The following is a 22,585-nucleotide window of genomic DNA, read 5'->3' on the forward strand; positions in this document are numbered from 1 at the left end:
AATATGGAGAGGAATGGGATAAGGTTCAAGGTTTTAGGTACAAGGTACAAGTTTTCACAAACGAAAAACTTGTACCTTGCTTTGCATTGTAAAGAAATTGGTAACCTCGCAGAGCGATCCTCACCAGGACAAACTTGCATCTTGCACCTAACTTCTTGCACCTATTCTTCAATCCAGGAGTACGGATAGCTCGGATCGTCCAGCCGCATGGCTTCTTCGGTTACATACATCGGATGGAACGTATCGATCATCACCGCATACTCGTCGGTTTCTTCAGCGCCGATACTGGCTTCGGCTTTTCCGGGCTGAGGTCCGTGTGGAATGCCTCCGGGATGCAGCGTGATATCCGCATAGCCAATGCCTTTTCGGCTCATGAAATCTCCTTCCACATAATAGATCATCTCATCGGAATCCACGTTGGAATGGTTGTAAGGCGCCGGAATGGATTCAGGATGATAATCGAATTTACGTGGACAGAAACTGCATACCACATAATTGGTGCCCCGGAAAGTTTGATGTACCGGTGGTGGCTGATGGATGCGTCCGGTGATCGGCTCGAAATCCCGAATGTTGAAGATCCAGGGATACAAATATCCGTCCCAACCCACTACATCGCACGGATGATGATCGAATGTGTAATGATGGAATCGACCGCCTTTCTTGATGCGCACTTCAAACTCCCCTTCTTCGGGATGAAAAAGCTGCTCGGAGGGCAGACGAAAATCCCGCTCACAAAATGGGGAGTTCTCCATGAACTGTCCCATTTCAGAAAGATATCGTTTAGGAAACTCAATGGGACCGGTTGAATCAGCAAATAAAAACCGCGCCTCGTCTGACTCAAAGTTCATTTGATAGGTCGTGCCGCGCGGAAGGAAAATATAATCGCCCCACCCAAAATCGAGTCGGCCAAAAACCGACTGAATATGCCCCTCACCTTCATGAATGAACAGCAGTTCGTCATGCTCTCCGTTTCGATAGAAATAATTCATGCTGTCGGTGGGCCGCGCTACGCCGATTTGGATATCATTATTGAACATCAGCACCTTTCGGCCGGTGATTGGATCTCCACCTGCCGGAACATCTCTGGTTTTGATCAAGCGATGGCGCAACGTTTTCTCATCGGCTTTCTTGATGATCACTTCAGCACCTTCCTCGATCTTCTTGACCCGCGTAGGCATGTGGTGGTGATACAACAGTGAGCTATTCCCGTGAAATCCCTCGGCTCCGAATAACTCTTCGGTATATAATTCACCGTCCTCTCTTCTAAAAACGGTATGACGTTTATGGGGAATCTTCCCTAATGCGTGGTAGTACATGACTGGAAATTTTGAATTTTGGATTAGAAATTTTGAATAGGCTTACACAATTCAAAATTCATAATCTCTAATTTATAATTACAAATTGCCTCTCAGCTCTTGTTCGCGTTCAATGGCTTCGAAAAGGGCTTTGAAATTTCCTTTCCCAAATCCACGGGCGCCTTTGCGCTGGATGATCTCATAAAACAAGGTCGGTCGATCTACAACCGGCTTCGTAAAGATCTGCAGCAGATAGCCTTCATCATCCCGATCTACTAAAATTCCCAATTCCGCCAGCTTGTCGATGGGCTCGTCGATCTTGCCAACGCGTTCTTCCAGTTCTTCATAATAGGTGGTTGGAACCGAGAGAAATTCCACCCCACGGTCGCGCAATTTGGTTACTGTATCAATGATATCGCCCGTAAGCATTGCCACGTGCTGCACGCCCGGACCTTCAAAGAAATCGAGGTATTCTTCGATCTGGGATTTTTTCTTTCCTTCCGCCGGTTCGTTGATCGGGAACTTGATCATGCCACGTCCGCCGGCCATCACGCGGCTCATCAACGCGGAATATTCGGTGGAAATGTCTTTGTCGTCAAAGCTGATGTATTGGGTGAAGCCGAGTACATCGCGATAGAAATCCACCCAGTCGTTCATGCGGCCAAGCTCCACATTGCCCACACAGTGATCCACAAACTGTAGACCGACATCTTCTGTTTTGATCAGGCTTTCTTTGGCTTTGAATCCAGGCATAAACAAGCCATCATAACTGGAGCGATCGATGAAGGAATGGATCACATCGCCATAGGTTTTAATGGCTGCTTTGCGAATGACTCCATCTTCATCTTTCAGGTCGTGGGGTTCCAGCACCGGTTCCGCACCTCGCTTCACCGACTCGTTGAACGCCCGGTCCACATCTTCCACATGCATGGCAATGTCCTTGATTCCATCTCCGTGTTTGTGAATGAATTTCGCGATCGGAGAATTGCTGTTTAGCGGAGCTGAAAGCACAAACCGAATATTGCCCTGCTCCAAATAATAAGAAGTCCGATCCCGAATGCCGGTTTCCAATCCGGAGTATCCTTTCAGTTCAAACCCAAAAGCCGTGATATAGAAATGTGCCGCCTGCTTGGCGTTGTTCACATAATGTTCTACATAATCCACATCCTGAAGTCCAAGATGATCATCAAATTTCTCTTCTACGGGTCGTTCGAGGGTTTCTTGTTGATTAGCCATGTCCACACTTGTTTATTTTGAATTACTTCACACTTGAAAATACAAAATAAAAAAGCGCTTCCATAAGGTAAAGATCTGAGGCTCATCGCTTTTTAGAAAATCCGCCCCAATGATCTTTTCAGTCTTTGTACTCGTTACGAAGCTCCGGCTTCGTAAAGCAGTCCCGGAAGCTCCAGCTTCCCCTCAAATAATCCTATCAATATCTATGAACCCACTACCTCCCAAATAATCCCTCGCTGATGAATACCGCCAATCTTCCGGTTTATCCACATATCCCCGTTTAACCGGATTAAAGTGCACATACTTGATCTTCTGATGCAACATCTTCTCCGTAGAAATTTGCTTGGGATGATATCCCTCCTGCCACACTTGATAGGCAGACTCTTTCTTGCCTCTTTTCCGTGAAAATGCCAGCTGCTTTAAATAAACCTGATTATTCTTTGATTTCAGAAGATCCAAGACCTGTTTGGCCGTATATGATTTAATGCTTTGCAGACATGTTTTTAAATCCTCGTGCTCAGCAATCAAATGAAAGTGATTTTCCATGATACACCAGGCATATATTTTGAGTCCATTTTGGGACTGATGATGCTTTATTGCTTCAATGACATATCGCGCAATTTCCGTTTTAGAAAATAGTGGCAATCCATGTACAAAACAGCTGGTAAGCAAATAAGGATACCAAGGTTCGTGTTGTTTGTATCGGCTTCTTCCCATGGTCTTTTTTTATAGTAAGAGCGATGGGAATGGGATTCCTTACATATTTTTTGAAAAAGCCTCCTCCCTGGTCATCCTGCTTATGCAGCTCTGGCTTCCAGTCGTTCAGTATAGGAGGTGGGCGGCTCATTATATTTCACGGGAAGCTGGAGCTTCCCCGACTGCGTTGCGAAGATGGACCTTCGCAACGAGAATAAACGAGAATAAATCAGGAAATCTGGGATGCTACCTTCAAATCACATTATATTTCAATTCCCGAACTACTCTTTTTAAATTCCTGTTAAAGAGACTGAAAAGCGCTTCCAAAAAACCGTATATTCATCATTATGGAAAACCAAGAAAAGTTAGACGAATTTCAAGCTCGCATTGATGCGGGCGAAAAGATTGAACCGAAGGACTGGATGCCGGAACGGTACCGCCAGCAGCTCATTCGAATGATGAGTCAGCACGCCCACTCTGAAATTGTGGGTATGCTACCCGAAGGAAATTGGATCGAAAGAGCTCCTTCCCTGAAAAGAAAATTGGTACTGTTAGCCAAAGTGCAGGATGAAGCCGGGCACGGACTTTATTTATACAGCGCAACGGAGACGCTTGGTATTGACCGAAGCGAATTGGTTGATCAGTATCTGTATGGGAATGCCAAATATTCCAGCATCTTTAACTATCCTACCATGACCTATGCCGATATCTGCGCCATTGGCTGGTTGGTAGATGGTGCTGCCATCGTGAATCAAACCATGCTGGCGCGTTCTTCCTACGGTCCCTATTCCCGTGCAAACGTGCGTATCTGTAAGGAAGAAAGTTTCCACAAAAAGCAGGGCTATGAGATGTTGGCCAAAATGGCTTCGGGAACCCCTGAACAGCAGAAGATGGCGCAAGATGCCGTAAATCGCTGGTGGTGGCCAAGCCTGATGATGTTTGGTCCGCATGATTCGGATTCTCCCAACAGCGCCGAGCTCATCAAGTGGCAAGTGAAATTGAAGACCAACGATGAACTTCGACAGCATTTTGTAGATCGCATGGTGATGGAAGCCGAAGCCATCGACGTCACTCTTCCCGATCCCGATCTGACCTACAACGAAGAAACTGGTCATTGGGATTTTGGTGAGATTCCCTGGGATGAATTCTGGAACGTGGTGAAAGGCAACGGCATCATGAATCGAGATCGTATGAAAGCACGTCGTTCGGCCCATGAAAATGGCGAATGGGTGCGTGAAGCGGCTGTTGAATATGCCCGCAAGAAGAAATTACGAGAAGAGAAAGCATCTTAGACAGTTATCAGTTTACAGTGAACAGTTTATCAGAGCTCACGTCTCACTATCAGATCATTTTAAATCAATTATTTTAATGTCAGATACAAATAATAAAGACAACTGGCCTCTTTGGGAGGTTTTCACACAACCTAAATCCGGGAAGCCTCACGAACACGCCGGCAGCCTTCATGCTGCCGATGAAGAAATGGCCCTTCAAAATGCCCGTGATACCTACGCCCGAAGAAATGAAGGCGTAAGCATCTGGGTAGTGGAATCAAAGCACATCACGGCTTCAACACCGGAAGATATGGGGCCGTTTTTTGATCCGGCCAATGATAAGCCATACCGACATCCCCAATTTTACAGTGTACCAAGAGCCGTTAAGAAAAGATCATGAGTACAGCAACGAAAGAACTAACAAAACAAGAAGCTTTTTTAACCTACTTACTCCGTTTAGCAGATGATCGATTGATCCTTGGCCAGCGAAATTCCGAATGGTGCGGGCACGGACCTCAACTAGAGGAAGACCTCGCTATCGCCAATATTTCCCTGGATCTGATCGGACATGCTACCGCCCTTTATGAGTATGCCGCAGAAGTGGAAGATGAAGGGCATGATGAAGATCATTTCGCCTATTTCAGGGATGATCGTGAGTTTACCAACCTGCAGCTATGTGAACTCCCCAAAGGTGATTTCGGATTTACCATTGCTCGACAATTTTTGTTCAGTGCGTTCAGTTATTTCCAATACGAGCGACTCAAAGAAGCTCAAGATGAGCAATTCACCGGAATGGTGAATAAGCACCTGAAAGAGATCAAATATCACCTTCGACATTCCCGCGAGTGGGTTTTGCGTTTAGGTGATGGGACGGAAGAAAGTCACAACAGAATCCAGGAATCTTTCGATGAGCTTTGGATGTATACCGATGAACTCTTTTATATGGATGAAGTGGATGAGTGGATGATCAAGGAAGGCCTGGGGGTTGATTCCTCTGAATTCAAAGATGAATGGAAGAAATTGGTTGAGGATACGTTAACAGAAGCAACACTCACCGTTCCCGATTGGGATCAATTCATGATGAGTGGCAGCCGAAAAGGAATTCATACCGAGCACCTGGGACATATGCTGGCACAGATGCAGTTTTTGCGTCGGTCCTATCCTGATGCGGAGTGGAAATAAACTTTTAAAGTTTAAACTATAAAATAGTCCTCTCTTGAGGGAGGTGCCGACCGAATGGGAGGCGGAGGGTGTTGTCACCAAGGAGTAAATTGCTTGAATCAAACTCAAATTCCCTTGGCTACAACACCCCTCCCGGCTAAAGCCGTACTCCCCTCAAGGGGAGACTTACTTTGCTAAAAATTAATTTCTCAGCCAAACAATAATGCCAACCATCCAGTTACATACCGAAGAACAGATCTGGGACTTTCTGAAGGAAGTGACCGATCCCGAAATACCGGTGTTGAATATCGTGGAGATGGGGATTGCGCGTAAGGTTGAAGTGGACGAAGATGGCAAAGTGCTGGTCAAGATCACCCCAACGTATTCCGGCTGTCCCGCTATGAATGCCATCGAAAAGTTGGTAAACGAAAAGCTGAAAGAACGTGGAGTTGCTGATTTTTCAGTGAAGCTTGATTTCGCTGAAACCTGGACCACCGACTGGATGACGGATGAAGCAAAGGTAAAACTCAAAGACTATGGCATCGCCCCGCCGGAAAAAACCGAAGATGAAGACGACGATTTTCTAAAGAGCCTGTCTAATACAAAAATTGTTCCCTGCCCTTACTGTGATTCTTTTGAGACTGAATTAGTAAGTCAGTTTGGGTCTACGGCTTGTAAATCACAATATTATTGTAATGAGTGCGAGCAGCCTTTCGAGCATTTTAAGTGTATCTAATTACGGATTTCACAGATTTTTAATTGATCCTTTTCAAACTCTGCGGTTTATATAAATAACATTTTTGGGAAAAGGCTGTCATTGAATAACTTCTCTCAGAATAATAATCCGTGTAATCCTTAAATCCGTCAGATCCGTGATTAAAACAACTTTATCCGATGGCATCTTCACCATCACCCTGAACCGCCCCGATAAGCTCAACAGCTTTAATTTTGAGATGGGTAGTCAAATGAAAGAGGCCTTGATTCAGGCCGAATCAAATGATGAGGTTCGATGTGTCTTGCTCACCGGAAACGGTCGTGCTTTCTGCGCCGGGCAGGATCTTGCCGAAGCTACTGAAGTATCCAACGATCCGGATCGTGATCTTAGCGAAATTGTGTATCATACCTACATCCCTATTATCAAAGGGATTCGGGAATTAGAGAAACCGGTAGTTTGTGCTGTGAACGGAACAGCAGCCGGAGCCGGAGCTAATATTGCTCTTGCCTCCGATATCGTGATTGCCAGCCAAGAAGCCAAATTCATTCAATCCTTCTCCCAGATCGGATTGATCCCGGATAGTGGCGGAACCTACATCCTGCCCCGGTTGATCGGATTAGCCCGGGCAACCGCACTTACTTTTCTGGGTGAAAAAGTATCCGCACAGGAAGCCGTTGAAATAGGGATGATCTGGAAAGCTTATCCCGCTGATTCTTTCATGGATGAAGCATTATCCATCGCCCAAAAACTAGCCAAAATGCCTACCCGTGGATTTGGTCTCACTAAACGTGGATTCAATGCAGGGTTTTCAAACAGCCTGGAAGAACAAATGAAACTGGAAGCCAAGCTTCAGGCCGAAGCCGGTGAAACCCACGATTATAATGAAGGCGTTCAGGCCTTTCTGGAGAAACGAAAGCCAGACTTCAAAGGTCAGTAAGTTCACAGATTTCACAGATTCCGGAATAATATGGAAGGGTAGATCTTGGCGAACTTTGCGAAAAACTTTGCGTACTCTGCGGTTATAACTAAAAGCCTAAACCGTTTTGAATATGGAACTCACCAAGAACCTTAGAACCCTTCTAAATCTCGAAGAGCTATTACTTTTCATTGGTTCGGTTATTCTTTTTGGAATAGCCACCGAATATAGCTGGTGGATGTATGCCCTCCTCTTCTTCCTGCCTGATATTGCTTTCGCAGCTTACCTGATCAATACACAAGTTGGTTCATGGGTGTATAACTTCCTTCACCACAAAGGCGTCATAGTCATACTGATCCTGGCTGGATATTACTTATCTATTCCTATACTCCTTGCAGTTGGGATTGTATTCCTGGGACATTCATCTTTTGATCGGGTCGTTGGCTACGGACTTAAATTCCCCGATGATTTTAAGCACACGCATTTGGGTAGGATTGGTCCCCAAAATTAATCAAAGCTCATCTATTCCTACCACATATTCTGAGTACGCCGTATTCGCTACCCCATTCAAAAACCTTTTATCAGCTGTATAGAATATTCCTTGATATTCCACTGCTAAAGCTAAATAGCAAGCATCATACTGTGTAATCGGAAACCGAGTTGATATGAAAAGTACTTCTTTACTTAGCTTTTTGTAAGGAATGACAATGAAGGGTAAATTTCTTATGATCGAAAAAATTTCCTCAGCTCCCGGAATATCCAACTCTCCCTTTCTAACCTTTTTCGACAAAATATTGTCAATCTCAATTAAGAACAGATCCGGAACTACAAAGTTATCCAGTTCAGAAAAAAACCGCCGTGCATTATCACTGCCATCTTCCGGTAAAAACCACTTTATGGCAAAACATGCATCTATTACAGGTACTTTCATTCTTCCCTTTCTTTCGAAAGATCTTCGGCACTATCGGAAAACTTCTTCCCAGTGGCTTTGTACCTCATATACACATCTCTGACCATGCTCTTGGTTTCCTCTAACTCTGGCCCGGCATATAGCTCCAGCAAAGACTTTAACTCTGCTTGCAGTGAGCGGTTATTTCTTTCTGCTCTCTTCTTCAGATTGTTAAGGGTTTTTTCTTCAATATTTCGTACTAAAACGTCAGGCACATCTCCTCTTGCTTTATTGATTGATATCATTATGATATCTTTTTTAAAAATGACTTTCAAGTCCAAATTTTTCATTCAATTTACAACGCATTCCGATTCAGAATCCTTATCTTGGAAGCGATTTTTCAGACGATAAACCAAGAAATTCTATGATATCAAACGATGCAAAAATTGGCGTAATTGGCGCCGGAACAATGGGAACCGGAATAGCGCAGGTTGCGGCCACACAAGGTCACCATGTTTTCCTTTATGATGCTTATCCGCAACAACTCGAAAAATCAAAAGCAGGACTGGAAAGTATTCTCGCCCGACAGGTTGAGAAGGAACGAATGACACAAAAAGAAGTGGATGGAATTTTAAATCGCATCAACTTTGTAGATAACATTACCGGTTTCGGAGAATGTGGATTTGTGATCGAAGCGATCGTAGAAGACCTTGATATAAAAAAAGACACCTTTGCCCGCCTTGAAGGCATTGTTTCAAAAGATTGCGTGCTTGCTTCCAACACCTCTTCCCTCTCTGTTGCAGCAATCTCTTCTGCACTGAAAAAGCCTGAACGATTTTTAGGTGTTCACTTTTTCAATCCGGCACCGCTGATGAAATTAGTGGAAATTATCCCGGGTATCGCCACTGATAAACAAGTTTTTGAAAGCACCAAGACATTCATCAAAAGCTGGGATAAGATCACCGTTTCCGGTAAAGATACACCGGGATTTATCGTGAACCGGGTAGCCCGGCCGTTTTATGGGGAAGCCCTCAGAATCTATGAAGAAGGAATCGCGGATGCTGCCACCATCGACTGGGCCATGAAGGAGATCGGTGGATTTCGCATGGGTCCGTTTGAACTGATGGACCTGATCGGCCACGATGTAAATTATGAAGTCACGAGCACGGTATTTGAAGCTTTTTATTACGACCCCCGATTCAAGCCCTCTTTCGCCCAAAAGCGAATGGTAGAAGCCGGGTGGCTGGGACGAAAATCGGGCCGTGGGTTTTATAATTATAATGATGATACCAAAAACCCTGAGCCAACTAAAGACAAACAACTCGGTCAAAAGATCTTCAATCGTATTCTCACTATGCTTATCAATGAAGCATGTGATGCCGTATTTATGAATATCGCCTCTGTGGAAGATGTAGATCTGGCCATGCAAAATGGCGTAAATTATCCCAAAGGGTTACTGCAATGGGCTGATGAGATCGGACTCAAAAACGTGCTCGACAGAATGACGGCCCTTCAGGTTGAATATCGCGAAGATCGTTATCGCCCCAATCCGTTGTTGAAGAAAATGGTGGCGGATGGAAAGAGTTTTTATGAAGAATAGCTGTTAGCTATCAGACTTCAGTTTTAATCTGTAACCAAAAAACTGAAAGCTGATCGCTGACGGCTGAAAGCTTAGATAACAACGACTATGAGTAAAGACAAGAATGCCATAATAAACAACATGCTTTCCAACGACCCTTTCTCCCAATGGATGGGAATTGAGGTATTGGAATCTGAACCGGGTTATTGCAAACTTTCGATGAAAATTCGGGAGGAAATGACCAATGGATTTGGAGTTTGTCATGGCGGAATTACATTCTCATTTGCTGACAGTGCCCTTGCTTTTGCATCAAATTCCCGTGGAACTATTTCTCTCGCTTTAGAGAACAACATAAACTTTACAAAGAAAGTGAGTGTTGGAGATACTTTGACAGCCGAAACCGAGGAACTTCAAAATGGTCGGACTATCGGCGTGTACAAAGTCCGCATTAAAAATCAAGATGAAGAGTTGACAGCGGAGTTCAGAGGCACGGTTTACAGAACCGGCAAGCAACACGAAATTGAAGATTAAAATTGAAGATTTAAGATTATGGCAGACGCATTTATTATTGACGGAATCCGAACTCCTATTGGCAAATTAAAAGGAGCGCTCTCCCCCATTCGGGCCGATGATCTCGCAGCAATTCCTATCAAGGAGCTCATCAAACGAAATCCTGAAATTGAGTTGGAAGCCATCGAAGATGTGATTCTTGGATGTGCCAATCAGGCGGGAGAAGATAACCGAAACGTAGCCCGAATGGCTTCGCTATTGGCAGGAATTCCAGTTTCAGTACCGGGTGAAACGGTGAACCGATTGTGTGCTTCCGGAATGAGTGCAACCGTGAAAGCCTATCACGCCATCAAAGCCGGCGAAGGAGATCTGTTCATCACGGGTGGAGTCGAACACATGACGCGCGGTCCGATCGTTTTAGGAAAAGGATCCTCCCCTTATTCAGGAACCACAGAAATGCATGATTCCACTTTTGGCTGGCGATTCATCAACCCGAAAATGGAAGAAATGTATGGCACCGATGGCATGGGCATGACCGCTGAAAATGTGGTCGAAAAATACAATATCAGCCGTGAGGATCAGGATAAATTTGCAGCGTGGAGTCAGCAGAAAGCCGGAGCCGCTCGTGATTCGGGAAGATTAGCCAAAGAAATTGTGCCGGTTGAAATTCCCCGCCGAAAACAAGATCCGCTTTTGTTTGAACATGATGAATTTATGCGTCCCGACACCACTCCCCAAGTGCTCTCCAAACTGCGTCCCGCTTTCCGAAAAGATGGTTCTGTAACGGCCGGGAATGCTTCCGGACTGAATGACGGAGCCGGAGCCTTGTTAGTCGCTTCCGATCAGGCGGTTAAAGATTTTGGTTTGAAGCCGAAAGCACGAATTGTTGCCCATGCGGTTTCAGGAATAGAACCAAGAATTATGGGATTAGGTCCGGTTGAAGCAGCTCAAAAAGTATTAAAAAGGGCCGGAATGAAACTGGACGATATGGACGTCATCGAATTGAATGAAGCTTTCGCCGGACAATCCCTCGGTGTAACCCGATTGCTGGAAATGGATGATGATGACCCACGGCTCAACCCAAACGGCGGAGCGATTGCTTTGGGTCACCCATTGGGTATGACCGGTCAGCGATTGCTACAAACGGCCACGGTCGAACTTCATGAAAAAGAATCTCACCAATATGCGCTTTGTATGTTGTGTGTAGGGGTTGGGCAAGGCATGGCGGTGATCCTTGAGAAGACAACTTAATTTACCGCAGAGCTCGCAGAGCCTGCGCAAAAGACGCTAAGTTTTCTTTCTGCGAACTTTGCGAAACCTTAGCGCTCTTAACGGTTACAAAAAATGGTTCTTATGGCAATTTATGAGTTTAATGGATATAAGCCTGTAGTTCACGAAACAGCATTCGTGCATCCTCAAGCAGCGGTTACGGGAAATGTGATCATCGGGAGGGATGTGTATATCGGTCCGGGAGCAGCTATTCGTGGCGACTGGGGCAAAATCGTGATCAAAGACGGATGTAATGTACAGGAAAATTGTACGATCCATATGTTTCCGGGAGTTACGGTGACGTTAGAAGAATCGGCTCATGTAGGCCATGGAGCTATTATTCACGGAGCGCACCTTGGCGAAAACTGTTTGGTTGGTATGAATGCCGTGGTCATGGATAATGTGAAGGTTGGGAAAGAATCCATTATTGGGGCATTATCTTTTGTTCCGGAAGGTATGGAGATCCCGGATCGTAAAGTGGTCGTTGGAAACCCGGCAAAGGTCATAAAAGATGTTACCGATGAAATGGCTGCCTGGAAAACCAAAGGGACTGGATTATATCAACAGTTACCTGGTGAATTACATAACACGCTAAAGGAATGCGAACCGCTTCGTGAAGTACCGGAAGATCGGGAAGATCAGAAGATGGGCTATGAGACGTGGGGGAAGACGAAGTAATTTTAAATTTTTAAATGCTAAATGTTAAATGGGACGAGATAAGATTAAGGTAACGAGTTATATAAAAGGTGAGTGGATTGAGCAAGGGAAGGAAACCGACCTCATCAGTGCAGTAACCAATGAGCCGGTTGCTCAGATGGTAGAAGCGGATATTAATTATAAATCAGCGCTGGAATATGCACGGACGGTGGGAGGACCTAAGCTTCGGGAAATGACCATTCACGAGCGGGCGTTCAAGATCAAGTTTTTGGGGCAGTATCTGATGGAGCGAAAGGAGAAGTATTATGAGATCTCCACGCATACCGGGGCTACCCGTGCCGATTCCTGGATCGATATTGAAGGTGGTATCATCACGGCATTTGGCATTTCCAGTAAATCACGTCGCCATCTATCAGATCTTCCCTGGCATGTGGAAGGCGATACCGAGCGACTTTCCCGTAAAGGCTCTTTCATGGGGCAACATATTTGCGTTCCAAAGCATGGAGTAGCTGTTCATATTAATGCCTTTAACTTTCCGATCTGGGGAATGTTGGAGAAATTGGCTCCGGCTATTATTTCGGGGATGCCGGTGATCGTGAAGCCCTCTCCCATCGGGTCTTACCTTTCCTGGGAAGTCTTTAAGGATATCATTGAATCCGGAATGCTACCGGAAGGCTCGGTTCAGTATATCGCTGCGGATAAGCCCGGAGACCTGCTCGATCACCTCAACAGTCAGGATTCTGTGGCTTTCACCGGTTCAGCCCTGACAGGTAAAAAACTGAAAGCTCATCCGAATATCATTGCCAATAATGTGTCTTTTAATCTTGAGGCGGATTCGCTGAACTGCTCTATTCTTGGGGAGGATGTCACGCCGGATATGGAGGAATTTGACCTTTTCATTAAAGAAGTGGCGCGAGAAATGACGGTCAAAACCGGACAAAAGTGTACAGCCATTCGAAGAACCATTGTCCCGGAACATTTGGAAGAGAAAGTGATCGATGCCTTAAAAGCCCGATTGAAGAAAACCACGATCGGCGATCCGGCTCAAAAAGAAACGAGAATGGGGCCGCTTGCCAGTTCTCTGCAGGCAGAACGATTTGAGGAGCAACTTCAGCAATTATCCGAGATCACCGAAACAGTTTATATGGCTGATGGCGATCAGAAAAATGCCTTCACCAATCCACGGGTACTTGTGTGTCACAAACCCATGCAGGTGGATGAGGTCCACCGATTGGAAGCATTCGGCCCTATGACCACCGTAATGCCTTACAAAACTGCTGAAGAAGCCATCGAGATCGCCAATAAAGCCAATGGTTCGTTGGTTGGATCTTTGTTTACAGCAGATGATGATCTTGCCCACAAAATAACCATGGGTTGTGCTCCCTACCACGGCCGGTTTATGGTGATCAACAAAAATTCGGCTGGGGAATCTACGGGACATGGTTCGCCTATCGCTTCATTAGTTCACGGCGGACCCGGTCATGCCGGCGGAGGTGAAGAGTTGGGCGGTGCTCGGGCCGTCCTTCACAATATGCAACGAATTGCATTACAGGGATCACCGACTACTTTGCGGAACATTGTGAAGCAGCACATAAAAGGAGCCGAAACCCGGGAATCTGAAAAACATCCGTTCCAGAAATATTTTGAGGAACTGGAAATTGGGGAAGCATTCACCACCGATAAGCGAACCGTTACCGAAAAAGATGTGGAAGATTTTGCAGAATTAAGTGGCGATCATTTTTACGCCCATACCGATCCTGAAGCTGCAGCTCGTTCCCTCTTTGGGAAGATCGTAGCCCATGGTTATTTCGTACTTTCCGCGACAGCCGGTTTATTTGTGCACCCTGATGAAGGTCCCGTGATGCTGAATTACGGATTGGAAAATCTTCGATTTGTAGCACCGGTTGCTCCTGGAGATATCATTCAGGCCAAGTTGATCCTGAAGCGAAAGAATGTCCGCCAACAGAAGAAAGATGATCCATTCCCATTCGGCGTGGTGTATTGGGATGTGGAAGTGATGAATCAGCAGGATGTTTTGGTAGCCGAATACACCATCTTGACGCTGATGAAGCGGAAAAAGAAATTACCTATAGACGAAAAATAATTTAACCGCAAAGGACGCCATGTTTGCGCTAAGTACGCTAAGTACATCGCGGTCCTTGCGAAATCTTAGCGCTCTCTGCGGTTTATTAAACATATAGAATTAGGAAACATGTCAGAACAAAACGGAGCCGTAAACCTAAGTATCAACAATAATATCGGGACGATTGAATTCTATCACCCCAAAGGAAATTCGTTGCCCGGAGCTATCCTCAGAGAATTGGCCCAAACCATAACCGATGCCGGTGAAAATAATGAGATCAGAGTGATCGTAATCAAAAGCCGGGGCGATGGTGCTTTTTGCGCCGGGGCTTCATTTGATGAGCTGATCGCGATCGAAGATTACGATACAGGCAAAGAATTCTTCATGGGATTTGCACTCGTTCTGAATGCCATGCGTACCTGCCCAAAGCTGATCATCGTTCGGGTGCATGGAAAAACTGTAGGCGGTGGAGTGGGCATTGCATCTGCCGGTGATTACACCTTTGCCCATGAAAATGCATCGGTAAAACTGAGTGAGCTGGCCTTGGGAATCGGCCCGTTTGTAGTGGGACCGGCCGTTGAACGAAAAATTGGAACAAGTGCATTTTCAGCCATGGCCGTGGATGCCACTAATTGGTATGATGCTAAATTTGCCCGGGAAAAAGGCATGTTCAATAAGGTCTTTGATTCGGTAGCCGACCTCGATCAAGCCGTAAAAGAACTGGCCGAACAGTTAGCAAAAAGCAGCCCCGATGCCATGAAAAACCTAAAGGCTGTTCTTTGGAAAGGTACCGACGATTGGGATCTGTTGCTGGAGCAACGGGCTGAGATCAGCGGACGATTGGTGCTATCCGACTTCACCAAAAATTTTATCAAAAAGTTCAAAGAAAAGTAATTACAGCTCTTTAGGTAAGGTAATCTTGAAGGTTGTTCCCTCATCATTGAAGATCTCTATATCTCCTTTGATCTGGCTGGTGAGCGAATGAATAAGCGTGATACCCAACGAAGTCCGTTTTTTAATGATCAGTTCTTCGGATATACCTACACCATCATCTTTTACCTGAAGAAGATATCGATTGCCCACATATGGCCGGAATTCCACCCAAATATTCCCTTCTTTCAATTTATTGAAAGCGTGTTCGTAACAATTGCTGATCAATTCATTGAGAATCAAACCGCAAGGAATAGCGATGTTTACATTTAACTCGCCCGGCCGGATGTCCATATGCAATTTGATATCTTTATCCTGTCCCTGCATGGAAGCTGATATCCTGTGAATGAGGTCTTCCGCAAAGGCTTTAAAATCCACATCAGTAAGGGTTTTACTTTGATAGAGCTTTTCGTGGATGGAGGACATCGTTTGGATGCGCTGCTTGCTGTTTTCAATGGCAGCCTTTGCTTTTGCATCTTTAATCTTAAAACCTTGTAGCTCCAGAAGGCCTGAGATCACCGCCATATTATTTTTTACGCGATGATGTATTTCCTTGATCAATAACTCTTTCTCATCCAGGGCTTGCTTTAATTCGGAGGTTCTCTCTTCCACCATTTTACGCAGGTTCTTCTTCTCGTAATACAAAAGAAACATTCGGACTTTGAGATACATCAACCCGCCAATCACAATTATTGCCAGCACATAGAACCAGGTTCTCTTCCAATAAGGTTTTTCGATTTCAATGGAAGCCAGGGTAACAGGCGCTCCCCATCCCGATTGAATACTCTTGGTTTGTACTTCCAATTGGTATTGGCCGGGACTTAAGTTTGTGTAACTGAGTTCCGGCTGACCGTAACGTTGCTGCCACTCCTGCTCAAAACCCTTCAAACGATACCGAAAAAACACACGCTGTGGGTTTTCATAAAACAGTGATGCGATATTAAAAGCCACATTATTTTGGTTGTGAGCAAAAGCATGAGTTTCAGGATCACCCAAATCAACTTCTCGTCCATTTACACTAAATGATTGAATGATTGGTTTGGGAGCTGGCTTCTGATATGGCTGGATATCACCTTCATATTTGATGAGTCCATGCGTGAAAGAGCCGAACCAAAGATCCCCGTTATTATCCATGTGGGAAGCCATAAAATTCATTTCAACGCCTTTCCCAAAATCCTGAAGCGGGTAGAAAAACCCATTGATGACATTCCGCTTTTCTTTAGGTAAAGATGCCATCTTATGGTAATGCAAGCCTCCGCTTGTTCCCTGCCAGATATTACCTTCATTATCGAACTGTAAAAACTGGGTTTCTTTTAAAAATTCATCCGGTAAGGTGTAATTGTACAGAGCCTGAATCTGATCTTTTTCGTCAAAAGTAATTCTTGAAAAGCCAACATTAGTACCCACCCAGAAAGTACTGTCCCCGGATTGGGTAATGAAGTGCATCGATGAACCTTCAATACCATCCTCAAAAGAAAATGACCGAACTGAATCTCCTTCTACTTTATGAATTCCCTGATCACTGACCGCCCAGATATTCGACTCAAAATCTTTGAACAACGACCACACAAAATTGTCTGCTAATCCCTGCTCTGAATTAAAACTCGTGAATTCATTATTTTCATATTTCAAAAGGCCGGATTCTGTAGCAATCCATAAGGCACTCCCATCTACCAAAATATCCTGCAGCGCCCAATTTTTCAGGCCAATTTTAGCATCATAATCAGTAAAGTTTTGACCATCAAACTCTACCAACTGTGAGTAACTATTCTGTATCAATAAATTCCCATTAGACAACTGATCGATATCCCAAATCTCCTTGTAGTCCACCAATTCATTTGGTATTCGAAAATGTTGTGAATTACCTTCCTCGTTGAATTTGGTAAGACCTGTTTCCGTTCCCAGCCAAAGGCCTGCCTCATTGTCAAAGATCACATTCACTGACTCACCTAAAACAAAATCTGAATCCCTGTATATCCTGAATCCCCTGCTGCGGAGGATGTTAACTCCGTTTTCATCGGTAGCTACCCAAACCCGACCTTGATTATCTTCATGTAGGCTATACACGTAATTGGAACTCAAGCCATTACTTTTGTTGATGTGGGTATAATTTTCTCCATCATACAGATAAATCCCATCACCTTCCGTCGCAATCCAGAGTGTCCCTGTTCCATCAACAAGCACAAAATATACATACTCCAAATCCTCACCGTTAATCGACTCTATGGCTTCCCATTTCTTTCCATCAAATACCGAAACACCGTTACTGGTGGAGGCCCATATATTCCCTTCGTCGTCTTCTGCAAAATTATAGACCGATGCCCCGCTTAAGCCATCTTCTGTGGTTACCGTCCGGATAGTATCTCCTTCAAATATGGCAATTCCATTCCAGGTACCAATCCACACTTCGTCAGGCTCCTTATGAAACAAATTCCAGGTATAATCGGAAGGAAGCCCCTCCTCTTCAGTCAGCTGAATCATAGTCTCTTTATCCCAGATAAAAACCCCATGACCATAGGTGGAAAACCATAACCTGCCATCAACTGATTCTGATACATGCATTACGGACAATGAATCCAATGCTGAGAGCTCCGGCAGATATCGTATGCTGTCACCTTCAAAGATTCCGACACCGGCTTCTTCAAACGTTATCCAAAAACGATCTTCAGAATCTATAAAAAGATCATATACAAGATCGCTGCGTAAACCGTGCTTGGTGGTATAGGAAGTTGGCTCCGTACCATCGTACCGCACCAAGCCTTCATAAGTGGAAAGCCAGATATAACCATTTTCATCCTGAAGCACATCTCCAATCTGGCCGGCGGGCAGACCTTCATTAGTCGATATTTTTTTGATATCGAAAGTCTGTGCCTTACTTGCTCCTGTACTCAGGATAGCAATAAAACCTAATAAAACTATACTTTTATTCACGGTATAACCCCTAAGAATTTAACCGTGTAAAGATGGGGAATTAATTGACTATAAAAAATTAGTAGTTTTTTAGCCGTTTTGGTCTGTTAATCACTATTTACTACAATTGATTTTATGAATTGCTATACTCTGCCAAACTTCTAATCAACTTTTCTACTATGCGATATCTTGCTTTCATTTTAACGCTGATTTTTGCCGGCACCCCCCTTTTTGCTCAAGAAAAAGAATGGGACGTTACCAACCCCGACCTGGGTGAAACAACTGAAGTCACATTTACCACCGATGAAGGCACCTGGATGAATGTGGATGTGAGTCCCGATGGCAGCCAGATCGTATTTGACCTGTTAGGCGATATTTTTCTGTTGCCCATTGAAGGTGGCGAAGCTGAATTGCTGCGAGGCGGACATGCTTACGAAATTCAACCACGCTTTAGCCCGGATGGCTCCCAAATTCTGTTTACCAGCGATGCCGGTGGCGGCGATAACATTTGGGTAATGGATGCGGATGGCGAAAATGCCAAACAGATCACCGACGAAAGCTTTCGACTTTTGAACAATGCTGTCTGGGCTCCGGATGGAGAATATATTATCGCCAAGAAGCATTTTTCTTCTACGCGTTCTTTGGGAGCCGGTGAGATCTGGATGTACCACAAATCTGGCGGAGCAGGTATTCAATTAGTAGAAAAAGCCAACGAACAGCAGGACATCGGCGAACCCTGGGTTTCTCCGGATGGGCAGTATGTGTATTACAGTCAGGCCGTATATCCCGGCGGATATTTTCAGTATAACAAAGATCCAAATAGCCAGATCTATGTGATTCGTCGCTATGATCGTGAGACTGGCGATATCGAAACGGTAACCGGTGGAAATGGTGGGGCGATCCGGCCTCAGGTTTCTCCCGATGGTGAAACGCTGGCTTTTGTAAGACGAGTTCGCACCAAGTCTGTACTCTTTTTGCGGGATCTGGATACAGGACGCGAATGGCCTGTGTATGAAGATCTAAGCAAAGACATGCAGGAAGCATGGGCTATTTTTGGCCCCAATGCCAATTTTAACTGGATGCCCGACAATCAGCATATCATTATCTGGGCAAACGGGAAGATCAACAAGATCAATACCGAAACCCATGAGGCAGAAGTCATTCCTTTTGAAGTGGAATCTTCGCACGAGATCGTGAAAGCCGCTCGCTTTAAGCAAGAGGTTGCTCCAGATAAATTTACCGTAAAAGCCGTTCGTCATTTAAAAACCTCACCTGATGGAGATCGTGTGGTATGGAATGCGGCCGGATACCTCTGGATCAAAGAACTCCCCAATGGAACACCCAGGAGATTGACATCCGGATCTGATTTTGAGTTCGAGCCGGCCTTCTCTCCCGACGGACGATCACTCGCTTACGTTACCTGGAGTGATGAAGAGATGGGTGCCATCAACGTGATTGAATTCAATCGCCGTGGAAATGCGGGTTCTCCCCAAAAGATAACAACCGAAAAAGGCATTTATCGTGAACCGTCTTTTGCTCCGAATGGCCGAACCATTGTATTTCGTAAAGAAAGCGGCAATGGTCAGCAAGGATTTATACATACCTTGAATCCCGGAATTTATACGATTTCGGCCAATGGAGGTGAAAGTACTATGATCACCGATGAAGGTGCGCTCCCGAAATTCAGTCCGGATGGAAGCCGTATTTTTTATCAAACCGGTGGATACATTTTTGGAGCCATTGATAAAGCTTACAAGAGCGTAAATTTGCGGGGTGAAGATGAGATCACGCATTTCACTTCGAGCTATGGGCATGAATTCGCTCCAAGTCCCGATGGCAAATGGATGGCGTTTTCTAATCTTCATAAAGTATACCTGGCTCCCATCCCCAAAACCGGAAAAACGATAGAGTTGAACCCAAACACCAAAGCCATTCCGGTGAAGCAGATCTCGGAGGAAGCAGGGTATCACATGCACTGGTCGGATGACAGCCAAAAAATTCACTGGACGCTCGGTGAAGAATATTTCACTGTTGACCTGAAAGACACGTTCGGTTTTGTGGATGGGGCTCCTGAAGAACTCCCTGAGCCTCCGGCTGAAGGCATTCACCTGGGACTTGAACTTGAAACCTATGTACCTGAAGGAACCATCGCCTTCACCAACGCGCGCATTATCACCGTGAATGATGACAATGAGGTGATTGAAAACGGAACTATCGTAGTCGAAGGAAATCGCATCGTTTCACTAGGAACTGATGTAGAAGTCCCATCCGGCGCCAAAGTGATTGACGCCTCTGGAAAAACCATCATGCCGGGTATCGTGGATGTGCATGCTCATATTGGAAACTTCCGATTGGGAACCAGTCCGCAGCAACAGTGGGAATATTATGCAAACCTCGCTTATGGAGTAACGACTGCACACGATCCTTCTTCGAATTCAGAAATGATCTTTTCTCATTCAGAAGCTGTGAAAGCCGGAAATATGGTAGGACCGCGTATTTTCTCAACGGGAATCATTCTGTATGGAGCCGATGGTTCTATCAAAACCGAAATCAACAGTTATGAAGACGCACTGTTTGCCCTCGAACGAACCAAAGCCTGGGGCGCCTTTTCAGTGAAAAGCTATAATCAGCCGCGAAGAAATCAGCGGCAGCAGGTGATGAAAGCCGCCAAAGAACTCGAAATGATGGTAATGCCGGAAGGTGGTTCTACCTTCACACACAACATGAGTATGATCCTGGATGGACACACAGGTATCGAGCATAACATTCCGGTAGCTCCGCTTTATAATGATGTTGTTCAACTGTGGGCAGGAAGTGAAACCGGTTACACCCCAACGCACGTTGTGAATTATGGAAGCATGAGTGGTGAGTATTATTGGTATCAGAAAAATAATGTGTGGGAAAACGAGCGACTGCTGACTTTCACTCCGCGCAGTGTGATCGATCCACGGTCTCGCCATCGTACGATGATTCCGGATGAAGAATACGAGAATGGTCATATTCTAACCGCAGAATCAGATAAGAAATTAGCCGATGCCGGAGTAAAAGTGAACCTTGGAGCACACGGTCAGCTTCAGGGACTGGGCGCCCATTGGGAACTCTGGATGTTCGAGCAAGGCGGCATGAGTAATATGCAAGCCCTCCGTGTGGCCACCATCAACGGAGCCCATTACCTGGGTATGGATCATGAGATCGGTTCCCTGGAAGAAGGTAAACTGGCCGACTTGGTAGTGTTGGATAAGAATCCTTTGGAGAATATCCGAAATACCAATTCGGTGACGCATACTATGGTCAATGGCCGCTTGTTTGATGCGGCTACCATGAATGAAGTGGGTAATCAGGAAAACGAGCGTCTTCCTTTCTGGTGGGAACGTGACAGCTACGACAAGGAATTCGACTGGCATGCCATCACGCTGGCCCCAGCCGGACTACAGTGTACTTGTTTTGGTGCGCATTAAGCCGTTGGCTATCCCATAATTAACCAATATTGATCGGATAAACCCGAACGCAGTTTGTAACTTAAAGCCTCCTAATGTGGGAGGCTTTTTTAATTTCAGAAGGATTCGTCATCAACAACCAAAAACTCTCTGCCCTACTCATAGCTGCTACCGGTATTATCCTGTTCTCATCCAAAGCGGTAATGGTGAAATTGGCCTATGGCTATGAGATTGATGAGCTTTCTCTACTGCTCCTTCGCATGGTTTTTGCCCTGCCTTTTTACCTTTGCGTATGGATCTATAAACGTTCGGAATGGAAAGAACGTCCGCTTAGCATCAAGCAATGGGCCGGAGTGATTGCCCTTGGATTGGTCGGTTATTACTTTGCCAGCTTTTTCGATTTCAAAGGATTGACCTACATCAGTGCCAGCTTAGAGCGACTGATCCTTTTTACCTATCCAACTATAGTACTCATCCTCAGCGCCATCTTCCTGAAAAAGAGAATTACTGGATTCCAGATCACAGCTATCCTGATTACCTACGCCGGGCTTGCCATCATTTTTCTGGACAATCAAGGTATTGCTTCCGGAGCAACCGAAGATGTTATCACCGGCTCGGCCTTCATCCTGCTCAGTGCTCTGACTTATGCCATGTATTTAACCGGCACCAATTTTATGATCGGCGGCATTGGCACCTTGCGACTCACAACTATTGTAATGAGTATGTCGTGTTTGTCAGTGATCATTCATTTCTCTTTTGTTCAGACTCCGGATATTTTTGGCTATCCTTACCAAATATATTTGATAGGTATTTTGATGGCTGTTTTTGCTACCGTTCTTCCTTCCTTTATGATCAATGAGGCCATCAAGCAGATAGGAGCACCGGATGTTTCTATTTTGGGGAGTTTGGGACCGGTTTCAACGATTACGCTGTCCATGATCTTTTTAGGTGAACGATTGACCCTCATTCAGTTTTTTGGCGCCTTGGTTATCATCTCCGGAGTTGCGATAATCACATTGAACAAACGCTGA

General features: G+C 45.1%; 20 protein-coding genes. 14 read left to right on the forward strand and 6 right to left on the reverse strand.

All coding sequences use genetic code 11. The annotated features are described in order from the left end of the window. Positions 1-161: 161 nt before the first annotated feature. The 3 genes from B151_RS0112640 to B151_RS0112650 all read right to left on the reverse strand — a co-directional run bounded on the left by B151_RS0112640 (position 162) and on the right by B151_RS0112650 (position 3,248). The gene (locus B151_RS0112640) at positions 162-1,316 is read right to left on the reverse strand and encodes a homogentisate 1,2-dioxygenase (protein ID WP_020404013.1); all 1,155 of its coding nucleotides are present in this window, start codon (positions 1,314-1,316) and stop codon (positions 162-164) included. 78 nt (positions 1,317-1,394) lie between these two features. After that, on the reverse strand, positions 1,395-2,531 hold the full coding sequence (gene hppD / locus B151_RS0112645; RefSeq protein ID WP_020404014.1) for a 4-hydroxyphenylpyruvate dioxygenase: 1,137 nt from the start codon (positions 2,529-2,531) through the stop codon (positions 1,395-1,397). Positions 2,532-2,714: 183 nt separating this feature from the next. Next, entirely contained in the window at positions 2,715-3,248 is a 534-nt protein-coding gene (locus B151_RS0112650) for an REP-associated tyrosine transposase (RefSeq protein ID WP_020404015.1), read from the reverse strand. A 326-nt stretch (positions 3,249-3,574) separates the two neighbouring features. Here B151_RS0112650 and paaA point away from each other — a divergent pair, with 326 nt between their 5' ends. From paaA to B151_RS0112680, 6 genes are all read left to right on the forward strand, one after another. Beyond that, positions 3,575-4,519 carry a 1,2-phenylacetyl-CoA epoxidase subunit PaaA gene (gene paaA, locus B151_RS0112655; RefSeq protein WP_020404016.1) on the forward strand — a complete coding sequence of 315 codons (945 nt, stop codon included), beginning with the start codon at positions 3,575-3,577 and terminating at the stop codon, positions 4,517-4,519. A gap of 76 nt (positions 4,520-4,595) precedes the next feature. Beyond that, complete coding sequence (gene paaB, locus B151_RS0112660; protein ID WP_020404017.1) at positions 4,596-4,898, forward strand: 1,2-phenylacetyl-CoA epoxidase subunit PaaB; 303 nt, start codon at positions 4,596-4,598, stop codon at positions 4,896-4,898. Continuing rightward, entirely contained in the window at positions 4,895-5,680 is a 786-nt protein-coding gene (paaC, locus tag B151_RS0112665; RefSeq protein ID WP_020404018.1) for a 1,2-phenylacetyl-CoA epoxidase subunit PaaC, read from the forward strand. Before paaB ends, paaC begins: the two co-directional genes overlap by 4 nt. Before the next feature lie 202 nt (positions 5,681-5,882). After that, positions 5,883-6,395 (forward strand): 1,2-phenylacetyl-CoA epoxidase subunit PaaD, encoded by a 513-nt coding sequence (gene paaD, locus B151_RS0112670; protein ID WP_020404019.1) that lies wholly within the window; start codon positions 5,883-5,885, stop codon positions 6,393-6,395. 136 nt (positions 6,396-6,531) lie between these two features. Then, the gene (locus B151_RS0112675; protein ID WP_020404020.1) at positions 6,532-7,311 is read left to right on the forward strand and encodes an enoyl-CoA hydratase-related protein; all 780 of its coding nucleotides are present in this window, start codon (positions 6,532-6,534) and stop codon (positions 7,309-7,311) included. A 112-nt stretch (positions 7,312-7,423) separates the two neighbouring features. Beyond that, positions 7,424-7,801, forward strand: a complete 378-nt coding sequence (locus B151_RS0112680) for a DUF4260 domain-containing protein (protein WP_020404021.1) — start codon at positions 7,424-7,426, stop codon at positions 7,799-7,801. On the opposite strand, the gene B151_RS18725 is transcribed toward B151_RS0112680, so the two are convergent. Both B151_RS18725 and B151_RS0112690 read right to left on the reverse strand, forming a co-directional pair. Further along, on the reverse strand, positions 7,802-8,221 hold the full coding sequence (locus B151_RS18725; protein ID WP_020404022.1) for a type II toxin-antitoxin system VapC family toxin: 420 nt from the start codon (positions 8,219-8,221) through the stop codon (positions 7,802-7,804). Then, complete coding sequence (locus tag B151_RS0112690) at positions 8,218-8,529, reverse strand: FitA-like ribbon-helix-helix domain-containing protein (protein WP_020404023.1); 312 nt, start codon at positions 8,527-8,529, stop codon at positions 8,218-8,220. Before B151_RS0112690 ends, B151_RS18725 begins: the two co-directional genes overlap by 4 nt. A gap of 74 nt (positions 8,530-8,603) precedes the next feature. Here B151_RS0112690 and B151_RS0112695 point away from each other — a divergent pair, with 74 nt between their 5' ends. From B151_RS0112695 to B151_RS0112720, 6 genes are all read left to right on the forward strand, one after another. Further along, a complete protein-coding gene (locus B151_RS0112695) occupies positions 8,604-9,779 on the forward strand; it encodes a 3-hydroxyacyl-CoA dehydrogenase NAD-binding domain-containing protein (protein WP_020404024.1) in 1,176 nt (391 codons plus the stop codon). Positions 9,780-9,866: 87 nt separating this feature from the next. Next, complete coding sequence (locus B151_RS0112700; RefSeq protein ID WP_020404025.1) at positions 9,867-10,289, forward strand: PaaI family thioesterase; 423 nt, start codon at positions 9,867-9,869, stop codon at positions 10,287-10,289. Positions 10,290-10,307: 18 nt separating this feature from the next. Next, positions 10,308-11,519, forward strand: a complete 1,212-nt coding sequence (pcaF, locus tag B151_RS0112705) for a 3-oxoadipyl-CoA thiolase (RefSeq protein ID WP_020404026.1) — start codon at positions 10,308-10,310, stop codon at positions 11,517-11,519. Positions 11,520-11,621: 102 nt separating this feature from the next. Beyond that, positions 11,622-12,215 carry an acyltransferase gene (locus B151_RS0112710; protein ID WP_020404027.1) on the forward strand — a complete coding sequence of 198 codons (594 nt, stop codon included), beginning with the start codon at positions 11,622-11,624 and terminating at the stop codon, positions 12,213-12,215. A gap of 28 nt (positions 12,216-12,243) precedes the next feature. Then, positions 12,244-14,298: a phenylacetic acid degradation bifunctional protein PaaZ gene (gene paaZ / locus B151_RS0112715; RefSeq protein WP_020404028.1), complete on the forward strand. Its 2,055-nt coding sequence runs from the start codon at positions 12,244-12,246 to the stop codon at positions 14,296-14,298. Between the two features lie 108 nt (positions 14,299-14,406). Further along, on the forward strand, positions 14,407-15,171 hold the full coding sequence (locus tag B151_RS0112720) for an enoyl-CoA hydratase/isomerase family protein (RefSeq protein ID WP_020404029.1): 765 nt from the start codon (positions 14,407-14,409) through the stop codon (positions 15,169-15,171). Here the strand turns inward: B151_RS0112720 and B151_RS0112725 are convergent, their stop codons facing one another. After that, positions 15,172-18,138: a two-component regulator propeller domain-containing protein gene (locus B151_RS0112725; RefSeq protein ID WP_020404030.1), complete on the reverse strand. Its 2,967-nt coding sequence runs from the start codon at positions 18,136-18,138 to the stop codon at positions 15,172-15,174. Positions 18,139-18,296: 158 nt separating this feature from the next. Here B151_RS0112725 and B151_RS18730 point away from each other — a divergent pair, with 158 nt between their 5' ends. Next, positions 18,297-21,575, forward strand: coding sequence for an amidohydrolase family protein (locus B151_RS18730; protein ID WP_020404031.1), 3,279 nt, complete (start codon positions 18,297-18,299; stop codon positions 21,573-21,575). Between the two features lie 74 nt (positions 21,576-21,649). Continuing rightward, a complete protein-coding gene (locus B151_RS0112735; RefSeq protein WP_020404032.1) occupies positions 21,650-22,585 on the forward strand; it encodes a DMT family transporter in 936 nt (311 codons plus the stop codon).

The sequence above is a fragment of the Gracilimonas tropica DSM 19535 genome, assembly GCF_000375425.1.
Classification (GTDB): domain Bacteria; phylum Bacteroidota; class Rhodothermia; order Balneolales; family Balneolaceae; genus Gracilimonas; species Gracilimonas tropica.